The following is a 19,769-nucleotide window of genomic DNA, read 5'->3' on the forward strand; positions in this document are numbered from 1 at the left end:
AGTCCGCGCCTTCCGTCGTTTCCCGGGCACGACGACGGCGGGCGCGCGGTCGGCGCTGCGGGTCTCGGCTATGTGCATGACTCCGTCCACAAGGCAGCCCCAGTGCTGTGCTTGCTCCGCCGGTCATGCCACCATGGAGCCATGAACCTGCCCACGCCTGAGCTGCCCCGTCCCGATGTCGATCCCGATGGCCTGTTGGAGTACTCGGTAGTCTTCACGGACCGGTCGCTGAACCACATGTCCCAGCGCTTCATCACCGCGATGCAGCAGACGCTGGAGATCCTCCGCACCGCGTACTCGGCGGACGCCGTCGCCCTCGTCAACGGCGGCGGAAGTTACGCCATGGAGGCGGTCGCGCGGCACTTCGCGGCGGGCGCGCATGCCCTGGTGGTGCGCAACGGGCTCTTCTCCTACCGCTGGTCCCAGATCCTCGACGCCGGTTCCATCGCCTCCAGCGTCACGGTCTGCACTGCGCGCCCGGACGGCGAGGGCGCGCAGGCGGCGTGGAGCCCTGCGCCGCTCGACGAGGTCGTGGCCGCCATCCGCGCCGAGCGGCCCGCCGTCGTGTTCGCGCCGCACGTCGAGACGGCGGCCGGCATGGTCCTCCCTGACGAGTACGTCCGGGGCCTCGCCGATGCCGTGCACGAGGTGGGCGGCGTGCTGGTGCTCGACTGCATCGCGTCCGGCGCCCTGCTCGTGGACATGCAGGCGCTCGGGGTGGACGTCCTGCTCAGTGCCCCTCAGAAGGGCTGGAGCGGCTCTCCCGGCGTCGGTTACGTCATGCTCAGCAGGACAGCCCGGGAGTTCGTGGAGTCCCGCTCGTCGACGAGCTTCGCCCTCGACCTGCGGACCTGGCTCAACATCTCCGAGGCCTACCGCGAGGGCCGGGCCGCGTACCACGCCACGATGCCGACGGACACGATCGTGCGGAACCTCGCCCAGATGATCGAGACGCGGGACCGCGGCTATGAGCAACTGCGGGCGGCTCAGGAAGAGCTCGGGCGGCGGGTCCGGGAGCTTCTCGCGGAGCGTGGGCTGCCGTCGGTGGCGTCCTCGGAGTTCGCGGCGCCAAGCGTCGTGGTCGCGCACACCACTGACCCCGAGCTGAAGTCCGGAGCCCGCTTCGGGCGGGAGGGCGTTCAGGTGGCGGCCGGTGTGCCGCTGCACTGCGGAGAGCCGGAGGACTTCTCCACGTTCCGTGTCGGGCTGTTCGGGCTGGACAAGCTCGGCGACGTCAATGGCACGGTCGAGCGGCTGCGCGCTGCCCTGGACCGCATGGGAATCTAGCCGGGCTCCGGCGTCACGCTTCCCGGCTCGGACACCGGGAAGGACAACACCTACACCCGCTGAGTGCCCATGAACCGCTGGTAGGCAGCTGCCCGCGCCGAGCTCGAACGGTGCGGCCGGGCGCCGGCCCCATCGAACGGCTCAAGGACGACGGCGCCGCGCGAATCCGTGGACCAGGTCCCGTCCGTCACGCCGCCACTCATCGTGGTGCGTTTGAACATGCCGTTGCCGCCGGGCACGATCAGGTCGAAGTGCTCACGGGCAAGGACAGGAGTGCGGTCCGTGTACCCGAGGATGTACTCGTCGAAACCGGCCAGCACGTGGAACGATCGCGCCCCCGGCAGCGGCTCGCCATCCCTGGCGTCCAGCCACGCGGCCGTCTCCACGCTGAGCAGCCAGCCGCCTTCGTACTCGCGCGCCCGGTCGCCGAGGCGAAGTTGCGCCGCACGGCACGGGCCGAGGGGCAGGCCGGTCCACCAGGCGAAGTCGCGGATGGTCGCGGGGCCGTGGCTGCGGACATAACGTTCCAGCAGGTCATCGAGGGCGTCCTCCACGGACAACTCGCGTGGCGAGGTGATCCACTCGTCCTGGAGCACGAAGAGATGCTCTTTGCCGTCGGCGGGTCCTTGAACGAGAGTTCCCGTGATGGACAGGACCAGGAGCAGGTGGGCGCCCCGCTGCTCCCGGGTGCCCTGCCCCGCCTCCTCGAGAGCCGTGAACAGTTCAGCCCGGGTGGCCCGGCCTCCCCCACGCAGGGTCCCTCGGACCACGGTGCGGGCCTTCTCCCAGTCCTCCGGGACGATGCTCAGATTCCGGTGCCGGGCGGCCATGGACTTCAGGAGGCGTTCGGCGGTCAGAGCGTGGAACAGGGGAAGGTCCTGCGGGAGCAGCGTGTGCAGGGTGCCGCGCATGGGCCACGACCGCACGATCTTGCCGTCGGCGAAGGCCTGGCGCACCGCAGCCGCTGAGGCCGCAGACGCCTGGGCCGCCGTCGTCGCGCCACCGGTCCACCGGGCGCCGATCGACCACGGGACCGAGTACCAGTCCTGCCCCTGCAGGGCCGTCATCCAGCCGACCACGTCCTCCGGGGAGTGGAAGTCGGAGCGGGGGAATCCTTCCGGCGCGGGCAGCAGCCCGTGACTGAGGAGCCGGAGGCGCGGGATGTCCCGCGGAGTCAGCGTCGAGGCCATGCTGTCATCCTAGGCACAGGGGTACGACACCGCCCCGGCGACGCCGCACCGGATAAGGTGGATGAGTGACCCTGGGAGAACTCTGGCCGAACATGCGCCTGCTGAGCCGGTGCCTGGCCGTGCCCGGCTGGTTCCTGGCGTTCCTCGGGATGGGCGCGGCCCTGTTCGTGGCGATCACGTCCGGGCTCAAGGTCTCAAGCACGCTGCAGATCATCCAGGTGATCGGCTCCACGGCCGCCGCGCTCTCGATCGTCTTCCTGGCCTGCGCGGTGTTCTCGCAGCCCCTGGACAAGCCCCGATCGGCGCGCTGGCAGCTCTCCCTCAGCAACGAGCTGCCCGTCATGGTGCGGAGCTTCTACTTCGGGGCGCTCATGATGCTCTCGGGGGCCATCGCGTTCTCCGTGATCGGCCTGTTCCTGGTGGGTGGCCCCACCTCGCAGACCCTCGCCTTCAGCCAGGTCTTCCTCACGGGCGCCTGCGCCTCGGCCCTCAGCTACCTGCTCTTCAGCCGCGCCTGCTCACTGGACGAACCCGAGGCCTGATCGACTGTCCCCTCCATACGATGTCGTTCCCGGCCGATTTTCCGGGAAACAGCATGCTAAGGAGCAGTCGATGGAAGGGTGGTCGATCGGAGGGGCGGTCAGAGTTCCAGGCCGATGAGCAGCGGCTCGTTGTGGAGCACGACGCCGAACGCCGCCTCCACGCCGCCCCGCACCTCGCGCGCCAGGGCCAGGAGGTCCTGAGCGCTGGCGCCGCCGCGGTTGGTGAGCGCCAGGGTGTGCTTGGTGGACAACGAGGCTCGGCCATCCGTCACGGAATCTTCGGCCAGGCCGAAGCCCTTCGGGAAGCCTGCGTGGTCGATCAGCCAGGCCGCGGACAGCTTCACCAGCCCGTCGCCCGCCGGGTACCGAGGAGCGTCCTCCGGCAGCCGGGCCGCCTCCGCCTCGCTGACCACGGGGTTCGTGAAGAAGGACCCCGTGGACCACGTGTCGTGGTCGTCCGGGTCCAGCACCATGCCCTTGCCCTTGCGGAGCCCGAGCACGGCGTGACGGACCTCCAGCGCGTTGGCCCGCTCCCCCGGCTCCACGCCCAGGGTGCGCGCCAGCTCGGCGTAGCGGATCGGGGCGCTCATGCGGCCCAGCGGGAACTGGAAAGTCACGCTCAGCACCACGAAGCGCGGGGACCCGTTGCTCGTGGTCCGCTTGAGGATCGAATCCCGGTACCCGAACTCCAGCTCGGAGAGAGTGAACGTCCGGACCGCGTTCGTGTCGCGGTCCCAGGTCCGCACCTGGGCGATGGTCTGGGAGACGTCCGCACCGTACGCGCCGACGTTCTGTACCGGGGTCGCCCCCGTGCTGCCGGGGATCCCGGACAGCGCTTCGACTCCGGAGTGTGCGTGCAGCACGCTGTGGTGCACGAACTCGTCCCAGGGATGCCCCGCCTGGACCGTGACGGTGGCGCCGCCGCAGGTCTCCTCAGAGGAGATCCGGATGCCCCGCGACGTGATGCGCAGGACCGTGCCGGGGTACCCGTCGTCGGACACCAGGAGGTTCGATCCCCCGCCGAGGATCAGGAGATCCTCGCCCGCCGCGTCGGCGCTGCGGACTGCGTCGATGATCGCGGCTTCGGAGTCGGCCTCCACGTAACGGCCCGCGGGGCCGCCCACGCGGGTGGTCGTCAGTTCGGCGAGCGTCGGCTGTGTCATGCGGAGAGCTTCACCACGGCCTGGGCCTTCATGAGGACGCGCTGACCGTCGAAGGTGACGGTGAGGTCGATCCGGGCGGTGCCGGCCTCTTCGTCAAGCGCGCCGACGATGCCGGCCACCTCGATCTGCGCACCGGGCTCGTCAGTCCCGGTGGTGTCCTGGACCAGGACCGGCTTGGTGAAGCGGGTCTGGTAGTCGACGACGGCCCCGGGATCGCCCGCCCAGTCGGTGACCAGCTGAACCGCGGAGCCCATGGTGAACATGCCGTGGGCGATCACGCCCGGCAGCTCCACGCCCTGGGCGAAGGCCTCGTTCCAGTGGATCGGGTTGAAGTCCCCGGAGGCCCCGGCATACTTCACGAGGTCGACGCGGTTCACGTCGATGACGCGACGGCCGATCTCCTGGCCCTTTTCCAGCTCATTCAGTGCAGGTCGATTCAAGGCAGGTCGATTCAGTGCAGGCATTACTGTCCCTCTCCGCGGACCAGGATGGACGACGTGGTGGTGGCGACCTTCTCGCCGTCCACGGTCGAGATCTCCGAACGGGTGGTGATCATGGCGCCGCCGCCCATACCGCGGACAGTGTCCACGTGCAGCTCGGCCACGAGACGGTCCCCGGCGACGATGGGGCGGTGGTGCGCGAAGCGCTGGTCCGCGTGCACGACGCGGGAGAAGTCGATCCCGGATTCGGGGTCCTCGATCAGCTGGGCGTCGGCCCGCTGCGCCACGATGATGGCGAAGGTGGGCGGCGCCACCAGATCGGCGTGGCCGAGCGCCTGGGCGGCCTCGACGTCGAAGTGTGCCGGATGGGTGGCCTTCACGGCGCGGGCGAACTCGCGGACCTTCTCACGGCCCACCTCGTACACCTCGGCGGCCGGGTAGCTGCGGCCCTGCAGATCGGGATTGATACTCATGGAACAAGCCTACTTGCCTCACCTAATACGGTAGGTCGGCTGCGTGGCTCACCGAGGTTACAGATGATGCCCGGAAGAACGCATCTTCCGGGCATCATCTGTCACTTCGCGCGCGACGGCGGGGGCTACTTCCCCGGGCCGCCCTTGCGGAGTTCGCGGGTGCGGATCACCATGCCCACCACGTGGAGCAGGAGACCCACGCCGATGACCGGGAGCGCCCCGATCGCGAGGGGGTTGTTGTGCTTCACCAGGCCGATGATGTTCAGGCCGAGACCCACCACCATGAAGCCAAGGGCGCTGAGCACCACGGTCTTGTACACCGTGGACGCGCTCGCCCAGAAGTCACCCAGCATCGAGGAGGCCCGCTCTAGAGCGCCGGGGTGACGCCGAAGGCGGTGGCGAGCTTCATGATCTTCTCCGCGCGGCCCAGGCGGGGCAGGTCGGAGCCGTCACGGATCACGCGGCCGTTGGCCTCGAAGTCGTTCATGAAGTCGGTGGCCCAGGCGACGTCGGACGGCGTCGGGCTGATGACCTCGTTGATGATGGCCGTCTGGTCCGTGGCGAGGCAGAGCTTGCCGGTCATGCCCATGGTGACCGTGATGGCGCTCTGCTCGCGCAGGATGGGGTGGTTGCTGCCGACGGTGGGTCCGTCGATGGGGCCCGGCAGGCCGCCGACGCGGCTCGCGACGACGAGCTTGGCCCGCGGGTAGGCCATGGCCTCCGGGGTCGCCGCCATGCCGGTGTCACGGCGGAAGTCGCCCGAGCCGAACGCCAGGCGGAAGCAGCCCTGGCCCTTCGCGATGTTGTTGGCCTCTTCGATGCCGACGGCGGACTCCACCAGGGCGATCACGGGGGTCTTGCCGTCCATGCGGTGGTAGGACTCGGTCACCTGGTCGGCGGACTCCGTCTTCGCGAGCATCACGCCGAGCAGGCCCGGGGTGCCGCGGAGGCCGGCCAGGTCATCGGCCCAGAAGGGGCTCGTGGCGTCGTTGATGCGGACCCAGGCCTGCCCGCCGGCTTCCAGCCAGCCGCGCACGTTGTCGCGGGCCTCGTCCTTATGCGAGGGGTCCACGGCGTCCTCGATGTCCAGGATGATGGCGTCCGCGCGGGATGCGGCGGCGTCATCGAAGAGTTCCGTCTTCATGGCGTTGACCAGGAGCCACGAACGGGCGATATCCGGGCTGACTTTTCGAGTGGGACGACCAGTGGAAGTGACGGAAGAACTCATGAGAATACGGTACCGGTCCGGGGCCACACCCGCCCAAGCGTTTGTGGGCCCCGGACAGTCATATCTGGTTTTATTTGACTTTTCTCACAGATTCCGAGCGGCAAGCGTCACCTTGACCCTAGACCGGTATAGCCAGTGGGAGCGGCCGCACCGGCCCGACGGCTACGGGATGAACTCGCCCCGCGCCGTGATCCAGAGCCGGTACCACTGCAGCCGGTCCATCCGTTCGGCCACCGCGATCGCGTCGCCGCAGGCCGCGATGCGGCCGGGGTTCGTGGTGCCGATCACCGGGGAGATGCGGGCCGGGTGCTTCATGAGCCAGCCGAGCAGCACGGACTCCGGCGCCACGCCGAACTCAGCGGCGAGCTCCTGGACCAGTTCCGCCGTCGCGCGGTCCGCGTCGCTGAGATCCTGAACCGGCACTCCCCCGGTGTAGCGGCCGTTGGCCAGCGAACCGTAGGCCTGCAGCTCGATGCCGCGGCTCATGCAGTGCTCGAGCGTGCCGTGCGGGAACGGGTTGCCGGCGCCCTGGCGATGGTTCACCGTGACGGTCGAATCCAGCCAGTCGCGGGTGCCGAGGCTCATCTCGAGCTGATTCGCGACCAGCGGGGTGGAGAGCGCATCCTGAAGGTGGTCCATCTGCGCCGTGGACATGTTGGAGACGCCCAGCGCCTTGATGCGGCCGTCCGCGAGGAGTTCGCGCACCGCGCGGGCGGCCTCTTCGCGGTTGAGCAGCGGGTCCGGCCGGTGGAACAGGAGCGTGTCCAGATGGTCGGTCCGGAGCCGGCTCAGGATGCCCTCGACGCGCTCCATGATGGAGTCGTAGCTGAGGTCGTAGTAGTTGTTGAGGCCGTTCTCGTGAAGCCGGATGCCGCATTTGCTCTGCAGGAGGATCCGGTCCCGCAGCTCGGGCCGCGCCGCCAGGACCTCGCCGAACACGGCCTCGGCCTTGCCGAAGCGGTAGATGTCCGCGTGATCGAACAGCTCGACGCCGATCGCCAGGGCCGCGTCGATGACCTCGGACGCCTGCGCCACGTCCGCCTCGGTGTACGGCGTGGGCTCCCAGGCGCCGCCGAGTCCCATGCAGCCGTAGATGATCCGGCCCATGCCGGACCCGTGTTCTGTGTTCTGGCTCATACCGGAACTCTTTCACGGCCCGCCGCGACGCCGCCAGTCACGGCAAGCGCCTGAACATCGGCGCGCGGACGGCTCAGTCCGCCTTGGGCATCACCATGGTGCGCAGGTCGAGCTGGCGCAGCACATGGTCCGCCACCTCGGGATCCATGCCGAGTTCCTTGCGGGCCACGAGCACCTCCTGGCGGGCCGCGTCGAGGGCGATGGTCTGCGCCGCCACCATGAGCTCGCGGCCCTTGGCGAAGCGTTCGCGCAGATCATCGGGGACGCCTTTGCCCGGGTGCTCCGGATGGGCGCCCTGGAGTTCCAGGTGCAGGGACTTGAAGCGCTTGGCCATCAGAGCCTGCTGCTCGGGTGTGAGCTGGTTGACGAGTTCGCTCTCCTTGAGCGCCAGCATGGCGGCCTTCTGCGCCCGGCGGCCGAGCATACGGGTGGCCTCCTTCTCCTCGGCGCCGTCGTCCTGGGCCTTGAGCACCTTCATGAGGGCCGGCAGCGTCAGGCCGGGGAGCACGAGCGTCACCAGGAGCACGGCGCAGGCGGTCACCAGGATCTGGTCGCGGGCCGGGAAGGCCGAGCCGTCGTCGAGCACCAGCGGCAGAGCGAGTGCCAGGGCGAGGGTGGCCAGACCGCGCATGCCGCTGTAGCTGAGGATGATGACGTCCTTGAGCATCCCCACCCAGTCGCCGCGATACAGCGACCGCCGCGTGGACAGATAGAGCCACATCCACAGGAACCGGACCGCCACCACCACGGCGCAGACCGCGATGGCCGCCGGGACCATCTCGAAGATCCCGGCGCCTTCGTGCTGGATGACCTGACGGATGTCGAGGCCTACCAGGCCGAACGCCAGGCCGGTGGCCAGCAGCTCCACCACATCCCAGAACGCCGCCTGGCTCACGCGCTCCGAGGCGTCCTCCGGCCGCGCGTGCCGCTTCATCTCCAGTGCCACGACCACGACGGCGATGACGCCCGACGCGTGCACCTCTTCCGCCAGGATGTACGCGGCGAAGGGGACCACCAGGCTCACGGCGGTGCGCGCGACACCCGCGGTGACGAGCCAGGTGACGAGTTTGGCCGCGTAGCCCATGACCACGCCGATGATCACGGCGAGCACGATGCCCAGGAGGAATTTCGGCACCAGGCTCGCGTCGAGGTTCCGCCCGGCCAGGGTCGCGGCGACGGCGGCCTGGAAGATCACGATCGCGGCCGCGTCGTTGAACAGGCCCTCGCTCTGCAGGATGTTCATGAGCTTGCGGGGCATGTGGACCTTGCCGGCCACGGACTCGACCGCGACCGGGTCCGGCGGGGCCACCATGGCTCCGAGGGCGATGGCCGCGGGGATGCCGATGCCCGGGATGAGGAGCCAGGCTGCCCCGGCCACGAACACCGTGGTCACCACCACGAGCCCGACGGCGAGCCACAGCAGGGTGCGCCAGCGCAGCTGGAACACCTGCCACGAACTGCGCTGCGCCGTCGCGAAGAGCAAGGGCGGGAGGAAGATCGGGAGGATCAGCTCGGGGTCGATCGCCAGTTCGGGGAACCCGGGGATGAAGGTCATCACCATGGCCATGAGCAGCATGAGGACCGGGTACGGGAGTTTCAGGCGGTCCCCGAGGCCGACGGCGAGCACCGTGGCGAAGAGCAATCCGACGATGAGTGCGAGCTGTTCCATGCCGCCATTGTTCCATCCGCCGAGTTCGGGGGATCCGTCCGTTGGCGGGGCCTGCAGACCCCGATCTCGGCAGGATCCCCCGAACTCGGCGGGAGTATCGTGCTCGTATGGGCACCGATCATTCCCCGTCCGTCTTCGACGCAGCGGGCGGCTTCGACGGCCTGCTCGCCCTCGCGGAGGCCTGGCACCGGCGGGTGCTGGACGACGCCGTCGTGAGTCATGCTTTCCGGAACGGGGCCAGACCTGATCACACACCACGCCTGGCGGCCTACTGGGCCGAGTCCCTGGGCGGACCGAAGCTCTACTCCGAGGCCTTCGGGGACCAGAGTTCAGTGGTCCGCCTGCACAGCGGGAACGGAGAACACGAGGAGATGAACGCCCGGGCCGTCGCCTGTTTCGATCAGGCTCTGGAGGACGCGGGGCTGGCATCCGATGAACGGCTGCGGCGGACGCTGCACGACTACTTCACCTGGGCCACCACGGTGGACATGTACCGCTACCACCGGAGCGCGGACGAGGTCCCCTCCGGGCTGCGGATGCCACAGTGGTCCTGGGACGGGTTGGTGGAACCCTGACAGACCGCCGAGTTCGGGGGATCCGTCCGGAGACGGGGCTTGCAGGCCCCGGTCCCGGTACGATCCCCCGAACTCGGCGGTGAGTCATGCATTCAGGTCAGGCATTCAGACTCAGGAACCCAGCCCCGCCCGGTACGCCTTGCGCCGGGCCGCCTGCTCGTCCGGATCCGGCACGGGCAGCGAGGCGATGAGCCGCTTGGTGTACTCCTGGCTCGGGTGACCCATGATCTGGCTGCCGATGCCCTGTTCCACGAGCCGGCCCTTGAGCAGCACGCCCACCCAGTGGGAGAGCATGTCCACCACCGCCAGGTCGTGGCTGATGAAGAGCGCCGCGAAACCGTATTCCTCCTGGATGTCCCGGAAGAGTTCCAGGACCTTCGCCTGCACGGAGACGTCCAGGGCGGAGGTCGGCTCATCCGCGATCACGAGCGGCGGGTTCAGGGCCAGGGACCGCGCGAGCGAGGCCCTCTGCCGCTGGCCACCCGAGAGCTCGTGCGGGTACCGGGACGCGTACGACGCCGGCAGCTGCACCGATTCGAGCAGCTCACCGACGCGCTTGCGCGCCTCTGCCGCGCTCGGCTTCCGGTGGATGATGAGCGGCTCGGCGATGCACTCCCCGATGGTGAGGTGCGGGTTGAACGACGCCGCCGGGTCCTGGAACACGAACCCGATGTCCTTGCGGAGCGGCTTGAAGTTCTTCTCGCGGAACCCGACCATCTCCTGCCCGAACACCGTCAGGCTGCCGCCCGTGACCCGGTTCAGGCCCGCGATCGCACGGCCGATGGTGGACTTGCCGGAACCCGACTCGCCCACCAGGCCGAAGACCTCGCGCTCCCGGATGGTGAAGCTGACGTCGTCCACGGCCTTGAACCCCGGGCGGCCGAAGCGACCCGGGAACTCGATGCTCAGGCCCTTCGCCTCCACGAGGATCCTGCCGTCCTGGTGCAGCCGCCCCTCGGCCCCCTCCGATGCGGAGTTCCGTCCCAGGTGCGGCACCGCGGCCAGCAGGTCCTTGGTGTAGTCCTGTTTCGGCTCGGCGAACAGGGTACGGACCGGCGCCTCCTCCACGACGTCGCCGCGGTACATGACCACCACCCGGTCGGCCAGGTCCGCCACCACGCCCATGTTGTGCGTGATGAGCACGATCGAGGTGCCGTAGTCGTCCCGGAGTTCCCGCAGGAGCTCGAGGATCTCCGCCTGCACGGTGACATCGAGCGCTGTGGTGGGCTCGTCCGCCACGATCAGACCGGGATCCAACGCGAGCGCCGCGGCGATGACCACGCGCTGCTTCTGGCCACCGGAGAGCTGGTGGGGGTAATAGTCCACCCGGACTTCGGGCTCCGGGATGCCGACCTTGCGCAGGGCTTCCACCGCACGGGCCTTGGCGTCCTTGGCCGAGACCTTCTGCCCGTCGCGGGCGTGGGCCCGGATGCCCTCGGCGATCTGCCAGCCGATGGTGAACACCGGGTTCAGGGCCGTCGACGGCTCCTGGAACACCATCGCCACGTCCCGGCCGCGGATCCTCCGCAGTTCGGCCGGGCTGACGCTGACCACGTTCCGGCCGTTGATGAGCACGGCTCCCTGGCTCGTGGCCGTCTCGGGCAGGAGGCCCAGGATGGTCCGCGCCGTCACGGTCTTGCCGGAGCCGGACTCGCCGACGATCGCGAGGACCTCGCCCGGACGCACTTCCAGACTGACGTCCTTCACCGCGTGGACGTCCCCGCCGTCGGTGGCGAACGTGACGTTCAGGTGCGCGATGTCCAGGACCGCGGCCCCACTGTCCTGCTGCGCGGGACCGGTCGCCCCGCGATGTGCTGCCGCGTTCATGCGGTGGCTTCCTTTCCGTTCGAACCCGGAGCGCTCTGGGCGCCCTGTGCGGAGCCGGCGACGGCGGCGCGGGCCTTGCCCGTGCGGCCCGGCCTGCGGCGTCCGCGCAGTCGCGGGTCGTTGAGATCGTTCATGCTCTCACCCATGAGCGTGAGGCCCAGGACGGTCAGCACGATGGCGGCGCCCGGGAAGACGCCGGTCCACCAGATCCCGGAGGAGGCGTCGGACATCGCCTTGTTGAGGTCGAAGCCCCACTCGGCCGCAGACGTCGGTTCGATGCCGAAGCCCAGGAAGCCCAGACCGGCCAGGGTCAGGATGGCCTCCGAGGAGTTCAGCGTGAAGATGAGCGGCAGGGTGCGGGTGGCGTTCTTGAAGATGTGGCGGCCCATGATGCGCCACGGGGACGCGCCCACCACCTTGGCGGACTCCACGAACGGCTCGGCCTTGAGACGGATGGTCTCGGCACGGATCACGCGGAAGTACTGCGGCACGAACACCACGGTGATGGAGAACGCACAGGCGAGCACACCGCCCCAGAAGCTGGACTGGCCGTGGCTGATCACGATCGACATGACGATGGCGAGCAGCAGGGACGGGAAGGCGTAGATCGCGTCGGCGATGACCACGAGGATCCGGTCCACCCAGCCGCCGAGGTACCCGCTGAGCAGGCCCAGCAGGACGCCGAGCACGAGGGACAGCGCGACCGACACGAGGATCACGATCACCGCGGTCTGGGAGCCCCACACCGCACGGGAGAAGACGTCGTAGCCACCGACCGTGGTGCCCCACAGGTGTTTGCCACCCGGGGCGGCCTGGGCCGGGAAGGTCCCGTCGGCGTCGGAGATCTGGGAGTAACCGTACGGCGCGATCACCGGCGCCAGCAGGGCCACGAGGACGAAGAGCACCGTGAGCGCGGTGCCCAGCACGAGCATGCCGCGCTGGAGGCCGACGCTCTGACGCAGATGGGAGATGACGGGAAGGCGGCGCAGCCACGAGCCGCGCTGAGGAAGCTGCGGCGCGGGGGCCGGCGTCGTCGGTGTTGCAGACATCAGTACCTCACCCGGGGGTCGATGATGGCGGCCACGATGTCCACCACGAAGTTGGTCACGGCCACGATCACGGCGAGCAGCATCACGATGCCCTGCACGGCCACGAAGTCGCGGGCGGTCAGGTACTGCGCCAGCTGGTAGCCCAGGCCCTTCCACTCGAACGTCGTCTCCGTGAGGACCGCGCCGCCCAGCATCATGGCGATCTGAAGGCCCATCACGGTGACGATCGGGATCAGCGCGGGCTTGTAGGCGTGCTTGGTGACGAGCCGGAACTCGCTCACGCCGCGGGATCGCCCAGCCTCCACGTAGTCCTTCCCGAGCGTGCCGATCAGGTTGGTGCGGACCAGCCGCAGGAAGATGCCCGCGGTCAGCAGGCCGAGGGCGATGGCCGGGAGGATCGCGTGCTTGACCACGTCACCGAAGGCGTCGAGGTTGCCGCTGCGCAGGGCGTCCAGCCAGTAGATGCCGGTGGGCGCCGCGAGCTGACTCATGGCGAGTTCCGTGGTGGTCGAGGCGCGTCCGGAGACCGGCAGCCAGCCGAGTGCCACGGAGAAGGTGAGCTTGAGCAGCAGGCCCGCGAAGAACACGGGGGTGGCGTAGCCCAGGATGGCGAAGAAGCGCAGGATGGCGTCCGGCGCCTTGTCCCGTTTGTGGGCGGCGATCATGCCGAGCGGGATGCCGATCAGCAAGGCCACCACGAGGGCGTTGAAGGTCAGTTCGAGAGTCGCGGTGCCGAAGGTCGCGAGCATCTCCGCGACGGGCCGGCGGTCCGAGATGGTGGTGCCGAAGTTACCCGTGGCGATCTGGCCGAGGTATTCGAAGTACTGGACGAGGATGGGCCGGTCGTAGCCGGCCTCATGGATCCTGGCGTCGAGCTGGTCCTGCGGCAGGCGTCCGCCCAGTGCCGCGGTGATGGGGTCGCCGGTGACCCGCATGAGGAAGAAGACCAGGGTGACCAGGATGAAGATCGTGGGGAAGATGAGCAGGAAGCGGACCAGGATGTACCGGCCCACTCCCCCGCTGCTCCGGGGGGAGACAGCGGGGCTGAGCGCCTCGGGCGACTCAGCTTCGATGATGGAAGACATGGGGAACCTTGCGTCGAGATGTGCGTGACCGTGCCGGGGACAGCAGCCCCGGCCACCGGGCGGCGGTCAGAGGCTGACAGCCGAAACGGCAGAAGGCCGGGAATGAAGCTTCCCGGCCCCCTGCCGTCGTGTTACTTGGAAACGCTGCCGAGCCGGAACTTGAAGGAGGCGTCCAGCGTGCTGTCCACGCCCTTGACGTTCACACCGGACACGGCCACCTGAGCGCCCTGGAGGAGCGGCAGGGTGGAGATGTCCTGAGCCAGCAGCTTCTGGACATCCTGGATGTCCTTCTCGCGCTGGGTCTTGTCCTTCTCAGTAAGCTGCTTCGCGATGAGCTTGTCCACCTCGGGGTTCGAGTAGTGGTTGTTCATGAAGCCGCCCTTGGGGAAGAACGGGGTGAGGTAGTTGTCCGGGTCGGAGAAGTCAGGGAACCAGCCGAGCTGGTAGACCGGGTACGCGTCAGCCTTGGAGGCTTTGTTGTAGGTGACCCACTCGGCGGACTGCAGGTCCACCTTGAACAGGCCCGACTTCTCGAGCTGATCCTTGACCATGGCGTACTCGTCGCCGGAGGACTTGCCGTAGTGATCCGGGTTGTACTCGAGCTTCAGGTCCACGGGGGTGGCGACGCCGGCGTCGGCGAGGGCCTTCTTGGCCTTGTCAGCATCCGGCTTGCCATCGGTGCCGTACAGGTCCTTGAAGGAGGTGTTGGCGCCCAGGAATCCACTCGGGACGTTCGAGAAGAGCGGAAGGTAGGTGCCCTTGTAGACCTGGTCCGCGATCGCCTGGCGGTCCACCAGGTTGGCGACGGCCTGGCGCACGGCCTGGGCCTTCTTCGGGTCCGCGCCCTGGGCCTTGGCGCCGAACGGCATGGTGTCGTAGTTGAAGACCACGTAGCGCATCTCGCCACCGGGGCCGACGTGCACCTTGAGCTTGGAGTCCTTCTTGAGGTCATCGATGTCCGTGGCGCTGAGGCTGCGGTTGGCCACGTCGATGGCGCCCTGCTGGATCTCGAGCTTCATGTTGCTCTGGTCCGTGTAGTACTTGACCGTGGCGCCGCTGTTGGCGGGAGCGCCGAGCAGGCCCTTGTAATCGGCGTACGGCTTGAAGCTGACCAGGGTGTTCTTGTTGTACGAATCGATCACGTACTGACCGGCGAACGCCTTGCCCTTGACGATGTCCTCATCGGAGAGCAGCTTGTCCGCGGGGAACACCTCGTCATCGACGATCGGGCCGGCCGGGCTGGACAGGATCTGAGCGAAGGTCTGGTCGTTGGCCTGCTTGAGGGTGAACACCACGGTGGTGGCGTCCGGGGCCGCGATCGACGCGATGTTGCCGAGGAGGCTGGCGGGGCCGTTCGGGTCGTTGATCTTGATCTGACGGTCGAAGCTGAACTTCACATCCTTGGAATCCAAAGTGTGTCCGTTCGCCCACTTGAGGCCGGACTTCAGCTTGACGGTGAACTGGGTGGGGCTGGTGAATTCGGCGGACTCCGCGATGTCCGGCTGAGGCTCGGCACTGCCGGGCTTGGAGTTCATGAGGAACGGGAACACCTGGTTCATCAGCATGAAGGAGCCGTTGTCGTAGGAACCTGCGGGATCCAGTGCGGTGACCTTGTCGGTGGTGCCGTAGGCGATGGTGGTCCCACCACTGCCCCCGGTGGAGGTCCCCCCGCCGGACGGGCCGGTGCAGGCCGTCAACGCCAGGGCGGAAACCCCGGCCAGTGCGATAACACTGCGCAGGGCGATCTTGTTCGTTGCCATCGGAGAACTTCCTTGTCAGTCTTCCAGCGCGTGGGAACACACGCTCGCCGGCCCGGGCCACATCTGAAAGAAGTGTTGCCAGTTCAGGCCAGACGCAACACTAGCGAATGTGATGCGCAGCACACAACACCTGTTTACCAAAGTGTGATGCGGCGCGGCCGAAGCGGACGACGGCGGCGCGACTGTTCCGCCGCACGGCACCGGTGCGGTCCGGACTGCACTCCCCCTCCCTTCATCGACTGCTCCACAGGGTTCCTTTTTCACCGGAATCCGGGGCGGAATGGCATCCTATGGAGCAGTCGATGGAGGGCGGCAGGAGAGATCCGCACCGATCCGCAGACCCGTCGCCCCGCGCGCGGGCTTGATATCCCACCCCACGTCTCCTACGCTCACCGGCGTGCCCAATTCCCTCATGCTGTCGAACGCCGAGTCACCGGTCTCGCACGAGCCGATTCCGGGGGTGCAATTCCGGCCGGTCACGCAGGAGGACCTTCCGGCCATCGGAGAGGCGTACTGGCAGACCTATGTAGGGACGCCCGAGGAGATGTCCCTGGACGAAGCCACCGCTGACGTTCTGGCCGCGTGGGAGGGTGAATACGGGCGTCTGCTGAGCTCGTCCTCCTTCGGGGCCCGGCACGATGGCCTGCTCGCGGGCGCCATCCTGACCGTGTCCGATCCACCGTGGGACGACGTGCCCCGCGGACCCTTCATCATCGATCTGTTCGTGCTCCCCGCCTACCGGAGATCGGGGATCGGGCGGGCCCTCGTGCAGAAGGTCCTGATGGCGCAGCAGGTGGAGGTCGGATTGCGCGTTGACGACTCGGCGACTGCGGCTCGAAGGCTTTACGAGCAGCTCGGATTTCGGGTTCTGAGTTCCTGATCCCCTTCACCCTTCCATCGGCTGCTCCATAGGATGCCGGAATCACGCTTTTCCGGGAGAGAACGGCATCCTATGGAGCAGTCGATCAAGGGCGCGGACGGGGAACGCAGAAGGCCCCCGGAACTGTGACGTTCCGGGGGCCTTTCTCGGTAGCGGCGCCGGGACTCGATCCCGGGACCTCACGATTATGAGTCGTGCGCTCTAACCAGCTGAGCTACGCCGCCACGGATGAGTAAAGCCCATGCCAAGCCGGTCAAAACCGCCTTGACACAGGCCACTCATCCAGAGCCCCCTGCCGGAATCGATCCGGCGACCTCGTTCTTACCAAGAACGCGCTCTACCACTGAGCTAAGGGGGCAACGAAGAAATACTTTACCGGATCCGGGGCTGCGCGCCAAATCGAGAATGCACCCACGCCCCGCGTTTGACGCAGATCACATCCGCCCAGCTCATCGGCCTTTTACAGCTCTCCGTGGGCTCAGACGGGGAGCCTCAGGACCTGCCCGGGAAACAGCAATCCCGGGTTCGGCACGAGCCACGCGTTCAGCGCCGCCAACTCACCCGCGTCGACACCCCAGCGCGCCGCGATGGACTCCAGAGTCTCCCCCTCCTCCACGGTCACCTCCCGCGGTCGCTCCGGCACGACGACGGCGGCCAGCACCTCCGTCTCCTCGGGCGCCTCGCCGGGGGTCCCGGCGTCGTCGGGGTCCAGTCCCGCGACGTGCGCCCCGGCAGCAGCCCCGCCGCCCTCGCCGTCGAACGGCTCAGCGCCTGCCGGCTCAACACCCGCCGGCTCAGCGCCCGCCGGCACAGCGTCGACCGGGGCGTCCTCCCGGTGCGCCGGAACATGCCCTGAATGCGCCGAAGAGGCGCCCACCCCAGGGGTGAACGCCTCTTCAGAGAAGTTTTTTACCACTTGTTCCGTCCGCCGAAGTCGCCCTTGCCGTGGCGCGGTTTGCGCTGACCGAAGCTGCTGTTGCCGCCACGGTCACCGCCGGAGCGCTCACCGTAGCCGCCAGTGCGCGGCCGTTCCCCGTATCCACCGCGGGAACCACTGTCCCGATCATAGCTGCGCTCGTTGCGCTCGGAATAGGTGCGTCCGCCACGGTCGGCGCTGCTGCGCTCCCCACGGTCACGGGTGAAGCCACCGCGGTCGCCACGGTCGGAACCGCCGCGCTCGCCACGGTTGAAGCCGCCCTCGTCGGACTTGCGGAATTCGCGCTTGAACCCGCCGTTGCCCTTGAAGTTGCCGCCGCGTCCGCCGCCGAAGCCACGGTCACCACCGCGGTCGCCGCCACGGTCGTTGCGGTCCCGGTTGGGGCGACGGCCGTTGTCGAGCTCGAGCTGGATCAGCTCGCCGCCGATCCGGGTGCGGGACAGAGCGGCCCACTGATCCTTGGTCAGCTCGGCCGGCAGCTCCACGAGGGTGTGGTCGCTGCGGATGTCGATGCCGCCGATCTGCGAGGAGCTCAGGCCGCCCTCGTTCGCGATGGCGCCCACGATCGAGCCGGGGAGCACGCGCTGGCGACGGCCCACCGCGATGCGGTAGGTGGCGTTGCCCTCGGTGACCGAGCGGGACGGGCCACGGGAGTTGAAGCCGTCCTTGTTGCGTTCACGCTTCTGGAAGTCCGGAGTCGCGGGAAGCTCTTCCACCAGGAGGGGTTTGCCGCCCTGGGCCATCACGGCGAGGGCCGCGGCGATCTCCGCAGCGGGGACCTTGTGCTCCTCTTCGTAGGAGGCGATGAGGTCGCGGAACGCGGTCAGGTCCTCGGACTCGATGGTCTCGGTGATCTGATCGGCGAACTTGCTCATGCGGAGGCTGTTCACGGTCTCCGCGGTGGGCAGGTGCATGTGCTCCACGGGCTGCTTGGTGGCACGCTCGATGGCACGGAGCAGGTACTTCTCGCGCGGGGTCATGAACAGGATCGCGTCGCCCTTGCGGCCGGCACGGCCGGTGCGGCCGATGCGGTGCACGTAGCTCTCGGTGTCGTGCGGGATGTCGAAGTTGACCACGTGGCTGATGCGCTCGACGTCCAGGCCTCGGGCCGCGACGTCGGTGGCGACCAGGATGTCGATCCGGCCGTCACGCAGGGCCTCCACGGTCCGCTCACGCTGGGCCTGGGCGATGTCACCGTTGATGGCGGCAGCCTGGAAACCGCGGGCCTTGAGCTTGTCAGCCAGGTCCTCGGTGGCCATCTTGGTGCGCACGAAGACGATCACGCCGTCGAAGTCCTCGACCTCGAGGATGCGGGTCATGGCGTCCAGCTTGTGCGGGCCCATGACCTGCACGTAGCGCTGGCGGATGTTCGCACCGGTGGTGGTCTTGGACTTGACCGAGATCTCTTCCGGGTTGTTCAGGTACTGCTTGGACATGCGGCGGATCTGACCGGGCATGGTCGCGGAGAAGAGGGCGACCTGACGGTCCTCCGGGGTCTCCTGGAAGATCTTCTCGACGTCTTCGGCGAAGCCCATGCGGAGCATCTCGTCAGCCTCGTCGAGGACCAGGTACTGCAGCTCGGAGAGGTCCAGGGAACCCTTTTCGAGGTGGTCGATCACACGACCGGGGGTGCCCACGACCACCTGTGCGCCACGGCGCAGACCGGCCAGCTGGGGGCCGTACGCGGACCCGCCGTAGACGGGAAGGACGGTGAAGTCGTCGATGTGCTTGGCGTACGAGGTGAAGGCCTCGGCCACCTGGAGCGCGAGCTCACGGGTGGGTGCCAGGACCAGGGCCTGGGTCTTGCGGGACGGGCCGTTGGTGTCATGCAGCTCGGCCATACGGGACAGGGCCGGGATGGCGAACGCGGCGGTCTTGCCGGTGCCGGTCTGGGCCAGGCCCACGACGTCGCGGCCTTCCAGCAGGAGCGGGATGGTGGCGGCCTGGATGGGGGACGGCTTCTCGTAGCCGACGTCCTTCAGGGCGGCCAGCACACGGCCGTCGATGCCGAGGTCGGTGAACTTGATGGCGCCGTCGTCGTCGCCCTCGGGGGCGACCGTGTCGGCGTCGGCCGGAGCCGCGTCCACGGCCTGAGCGGCGGTGGTCTCTTCGGGGGCCTGGACGGTCTCGTTCTCGACGGTCTCGGCGGAGTTGTTCTCAGTCAGATTGTTTTCGGGCACGGTGGAGGAACCTCATTCATTCCAGCCGGGCGGGCACACACACAGTCAGGGGCGGCCGCCAGTACGGGCATCGGAGCCGGTTGACCCGATGCTCGGAAACCCAGCGCTCTTGCAATCCCATGGCCAGGCATCCCACTGCATCCCTGTCGCTCTCTCAGCGAGTTCTGCGCAGTGCTTTCTTCCGAGCCTCTACGTGCTCAGCCGGCCGTTCCATGAATTGCCCACACACCCTGTGGACCCCTTGTTCAACCTGTCCTGCCTCAAAAATTGGGCAGGATAAATGGAAAACCGGATTGGGGGATGTCTCCATCATACGGGACGCCCCGGGCCCTGCGCCACACGACGGC

The 19,769-nt window shown here is 68.2% G+C and carries 18 protein-coding genes and 2 tRNA genes; 4 read left to right on the forward strand and 16 right to left on the reverse strand.

Annotation, left to right across the window (positions count from 1 at the left end; genetic code table 11):
* The first annotated feature begins 141 nt into the window (after positions 1–141).
* Complete coding sequence (locus QFZ52_RS11995) at positions 142–1,287, forward strand: aminotransferase class V-fold PLP-dependent enzyme (protein WP_307497817.1); 1,146 nt, start codon at positions 142–144, stop codon at positions 1,285–1,287.
* A gap of 50 nt (positions 1,288–1,337) precedes the next feature.
* On the opposite strand, the gene QFZ52_RS12000 is transcribed toward QFZ52_RS11995, so the two are convergent.
* Positions 1,338–2,477, reverse strand: coding sequence for a winged helix DNA-binding domain-containing protein (locus tag QFZ52_RS12000; protein ID WP_307497818.1), 1,140 nt, complete (start codon positions 2,475–2,477; stop codon positions 1,338–1,340).
* A 65-nt stretch (positions 2,478–2,542) separates the two neighbouring features.
* On the opposite strand from QFZ52_RS12000, the gene QFZ52_RS12005 reads away from it, so the two are divergent.
* On the forward strand, positions 2,543–3,019 hold the full coding sequence (locus QFZ52_RS12005) for a hypothetical protein (RefSeq protein ID WP_278267117.1): 477 nt from the start codon (positions 2,543–2,545) through the stop codon (positions 3,017–3,019).
* 98 nt (positions 3,020–3,117) lie between these two features.
* Here QFZ52_RS12005 and QFZ52_RS12010 read toward each other — a convergent pair whose 3' ends face one another.
* The 7 genes from QFZ52_RS12010 to QFZ52_RS12040 form a co-directional block, all read right to left on the reverse strand.
* Complete coding sequence (locus QFZ52_RS12010; protein ID WP_307497820.1) at positions 3,118–4,182, reverse strand: UDP-N-acetylmuramate dehydrogenase; 1,065 nt, start codon at positions 4,180–4,182, stop codon at positions 3,118–3,120.
* Positions 4,179–4,622 carry a MaoC family dehydratase gene (locus QFZ52_RS12015; protein WP_307497821.1) on the reverse strand — a complete coding sequence of 148 codons (444 nt, stop codon included), beginning with the start codon at positions 4,620–4,622 and terminating at the stop codon, positions 4,179–4,181. Before QFZ52_RS12015 ends, QFZ52_RS12010 begins: the two co-directional genes overlap by 4 nt.
* A gap of 23 nt (positions 4,623–4,645) precedes the next feature.
* A complete protein-coding gene (locus QFZ52_RS12020; protein ID WP_307497822.1) occupies positions 4,646–5,095 on the reverse strand; it encodes a MaoC family dehydratase N-terminal domain-containing protein in 450 nt (149 codons plus the stop codon).
* 125 nt (positions 5,096–5,220) lie between these two features.
* The gene (locus QFZ52_RS12025) at positions 5,221–5,448 is read right to left on the reverse strand and encodes a DUF3188 domain-containing protein (protein WP_307497823.1); all 228 of its coding nucleotides are present in this window, start codon (positions 5,446–5,448) and stop codon (positions 5,221–5,223) included.
* 14 nt (positions 5,449–5,462) lie between these two features.
* Positions 5,463–6,323: an HpcH/HpaI aldolase/citrate lyase family protein gene (locus tag QFZ52_RS12030; protein WP_066211663.1), complete on the reverse strand. Its 861-nt coding sequence runs from the start codon at positions 6,321–6,323 to the stop codon at positions 5,463–5,465.
* Positions 6,324–6,485: 162 nt separating this feature from the next.
* On the reverse strand, positions 6,486–7,430 hold the full coding sequence (locus QFZ52_RS12035; protein WP_307498713.1) for an aldo/keto reductase: 945 nt from the start codon (positions 7,428–7,430) through the stop codon (positions 6,486–6,488).
* A gap of 103 nt (positions 7,431–7,533) precedes the next feature.
* Positions 7,534–9,129, reverse strand: coding sequence for a Na+/H+ antiporter (locus QFZ52_RS12040; RefSeq protein WP_307497824.1), 1,596 nt, complete (start codon positions 9,127–9,129; stop codon positions 7,534–7,536).
* Between the two features lie 107 nt (positions 9,130–9,236).
* Between QFZ52_RS12040 and QFZ52_RS12045 the strand changes: the two genes are divergently transcribed.
* The gene (locus QFZ52_RS12045) at positions 9,237–9,704 is read left to right on the forward strand and encodes a group II truncated hemoglobin (protein ID WP_307497825.1); all 468 of its coding nucleotides are present in this window, start codon (positions 9,237–9,239) and stop codon (positions 9,702–9,704) included.
* A gap of 111 nt (positions 9,705–9,815) precedes the next feature.
* On the opposite strand, the gene QFZ52_RS12050 is transcribed toward QFZ52_RS12045, so the two are convergent.
* From QFZ52_RS12050 to QFZ52_RS12065, 4 genes are all read right to left on the reverse strand, one after another.
* Positions 9,816–11,531: an ABC transporter ATP-binding protein gene (locus QFZ52_RS12050; RefSeq protein ID WP_307497826.1), complete on the reverse strand. Its 1,716-nt coding sequence runs from the start codon at positions 11,529–11,531 to the stop codon at positions 9,816–9,818.
* Positions 11,528–12,580, reverse strand: coding sequence for an ABC transporter permease (locus QFZ52_RS12055; protein ID WP_307497827.1), 1,053 nt, complete (start codon positions 12,578–12,580; stop codon positions 11,528–11,530). Before QFZ52_RS12055 ends, QFZ52_RS12050 begins: the two co-directional genes overlap by 4 nt.
* Positions 12,580–13,665 (reverse strand): ABC transporter permease, encoded by a 1,086-nt coding sequence (locus tag QFZ52_RS12060; RefSeq protein ID WP_307497828.1) that lies wholly within the window; start codon positions 13,663–13,665, stop codon positions 12,580–12,582. The genes QFZ52_RS12055 and QFZ52_RS12060 overlap by 1 nt, the downstream gene beginning before the upstream one ends.
* Before the next feature lie 131 nt (positions 13,666–13,796).
* On the reverse strand, positions 13,797–15,425 hold the full coding sequence (locus QFZ52_RS12065; RefSeq protein ID WP_278267126.1) for an ABC transporter substrate-binding protein: 1,629 nt from the start codon (positions 15,423–15,425) through the stop codon (positions 13,797–13,799).
* Positions 15,426–15,822: 397 nt separating this feature from the next.
* On the opposite strand from QFZ52_RS12065, the gene QFZ52_RS12070 reads away from it, so the two are divergent.
* A complete protein-coding gene (locus QFZ52_RS12070) occupies positions 15,823–16,305 on the forward strand; it encodes a GNAT family N-acetyltransferase (protein ID WP_307497829.1) in 483 nt (160 codons plus the stop codon).
* A gap of 150 nt (positions 16,306–16,455) precedes the next feature.
* Here the strand turns inward: QFZ52_RS12070 and QFZ52_RS12075 are convergent.
* The 4 genes from QFZ52_RS12075 to QFZ52_RS12090 form a co-directional block, all read right to left on the reverse strand.
* Positions 16,456–16,529: transfer RNA gene (locus QFZ52_RS12075), tRNA-Met, on the reverse strand.
* Positions 16,530–16,591: 62 nt separating this feature from the next.
* Positions 16,592–16,663, reverse strand: a tRNA-Thr gene (locus QFZ52_RS12080).
* Positions 16,664–16,783: 120 nt separating this feature from the next.
* A complete protein-coding gene (locus tag QFZ52_RS12085) occupies positions 16,784–17,221 on the reverse strand; it encodes a LysM peptidoglycan-binding domain-containing protein (protein WP_307497830.1) in 438 nt (145 codons plus the stop codon).
* Positions 17,215–19,422, reverse strand: coding sequence for a DEAD/DEAH box helicase (locus QFZ52_RS12090; protein ID WP_307497831.1), 2,208 nt, complete (start codon positions 19,420–19,422; stop codon positions 17,215–17,217). Before QFZ52_RS12090 ends, QFZ52_RS12085 begins: the two co-directional genes overlap by 7 nt.
* Positions 19,423–19,769 lie beyond the last annotated feature (347 nt).

The organism is Arthrobacter woluwensis, from assembly GCF_030816155.1.
Classification (GTDB): Bacteria; Actinomycetota; Actinomycetes; order Actinomycetales; family Micrococcaceae; genus Arthrobacter_E; species Arthrobacter_E woluwensis_A.

Excerpts from the sequence above, each read along its gene's own strand:
- QFZ52_RS11995 (WP_307497817.1), top strand. The coding sequence starts at position 142 with ATGAACCTGCCCACGCCTGAGCTGCCCCGTCCCGATGTCGATCCCGAT.
- QFZ52_RS12000 (WP_307497818.1), bottom strand. The coding sequence starts at position 2,477 with ATGGCCTCGACGCTGACTCCGCGGGACATCCCGCGCCTCCGGCTCCTC.
- QFZ52_RS12010 (WP_307497820.1), bottom strand. The coding sequence starts at position 4,182 with ATGACACAGCCGACGCTCGCCGAACTGACGACCACCCGCGTGGGCGGC.
- QFZ52_RS12020 (WP_307497822.1), bottom strand. The coding sequence starts at position 5,095 with ATGAGTATCAATCCCGATCTGCAGGGCCGCAGCTACCCGGCCGCCGAG.
- QFZ52_RS12025 (WP_307497823.1), bottom strand. The coding sequence starts at position 5,448 with ATGCTGGGTGACTTCTGGGCGAGCGCGTCCACGGTGTACAAGACCGTG.
- QFZ52_RS12030 (WP_066211663.1), bottom strand. The coding sequence starts at position 6,323 with ATGAGTTCTTCCGTCACTTCCACTGGTCGTCCCACTCGAAAAGTCAGC.
- QFZ52_RS12035 (WP_307498713.1), bottom strand. The coding sequence starts at position 7,430 with ATGGGCCGGATCATCTACGGCTGCATGGGACTCGGCGGCGCCTGGGAG.
- QFZ52_RS12040 (WP_307497824.1), bottom strand. The coding sequence starts at position 9,129 with ATGGAACAGCTCGCACTCATCGTCGGATTGCTCTTCGCCACGGTGCTC.
- QFZ52_RS12045 (WP_307497825.1), top strand. The coding sequence starts at position 9,237 with ATGGGCACCGATCATTCCCCGTCCGTCTTCGACGCAGCGGGCGGCTTC.
- QFZ52_RS12050 (WP_307497826.1), bottom strand. The coding sequence starts at position 11,531 with ATGAACGCGGCAGCACATCGCGGGGCGACCGGTCCCGCGCAGCAGGAC.
- QFZ52_RS12055 (WP_307497827.1), bottom strand. The coding sequence starts at position 12,580 with ATGTCTGCAACACCGACGACGCCGGCCCCCGCGCCGCAGCTTCCTCAG.
- QFZ52_RS12060 (WP_307497828.1), bottom strand. The coding sequence starts at position 13,665 with ATGTCTTCCATCATCGAAGCTGAGTCGCCCGAGGCGCTCAGCCCCGCT.
- QFZ52_RS12065 (WP_278267126.1), bottom strand. The coding sequence starts at position 15,425 with ATGGCAACGAACAAGATCGCCCTGCGCAGTGTTATCGCACTGGCCGGG.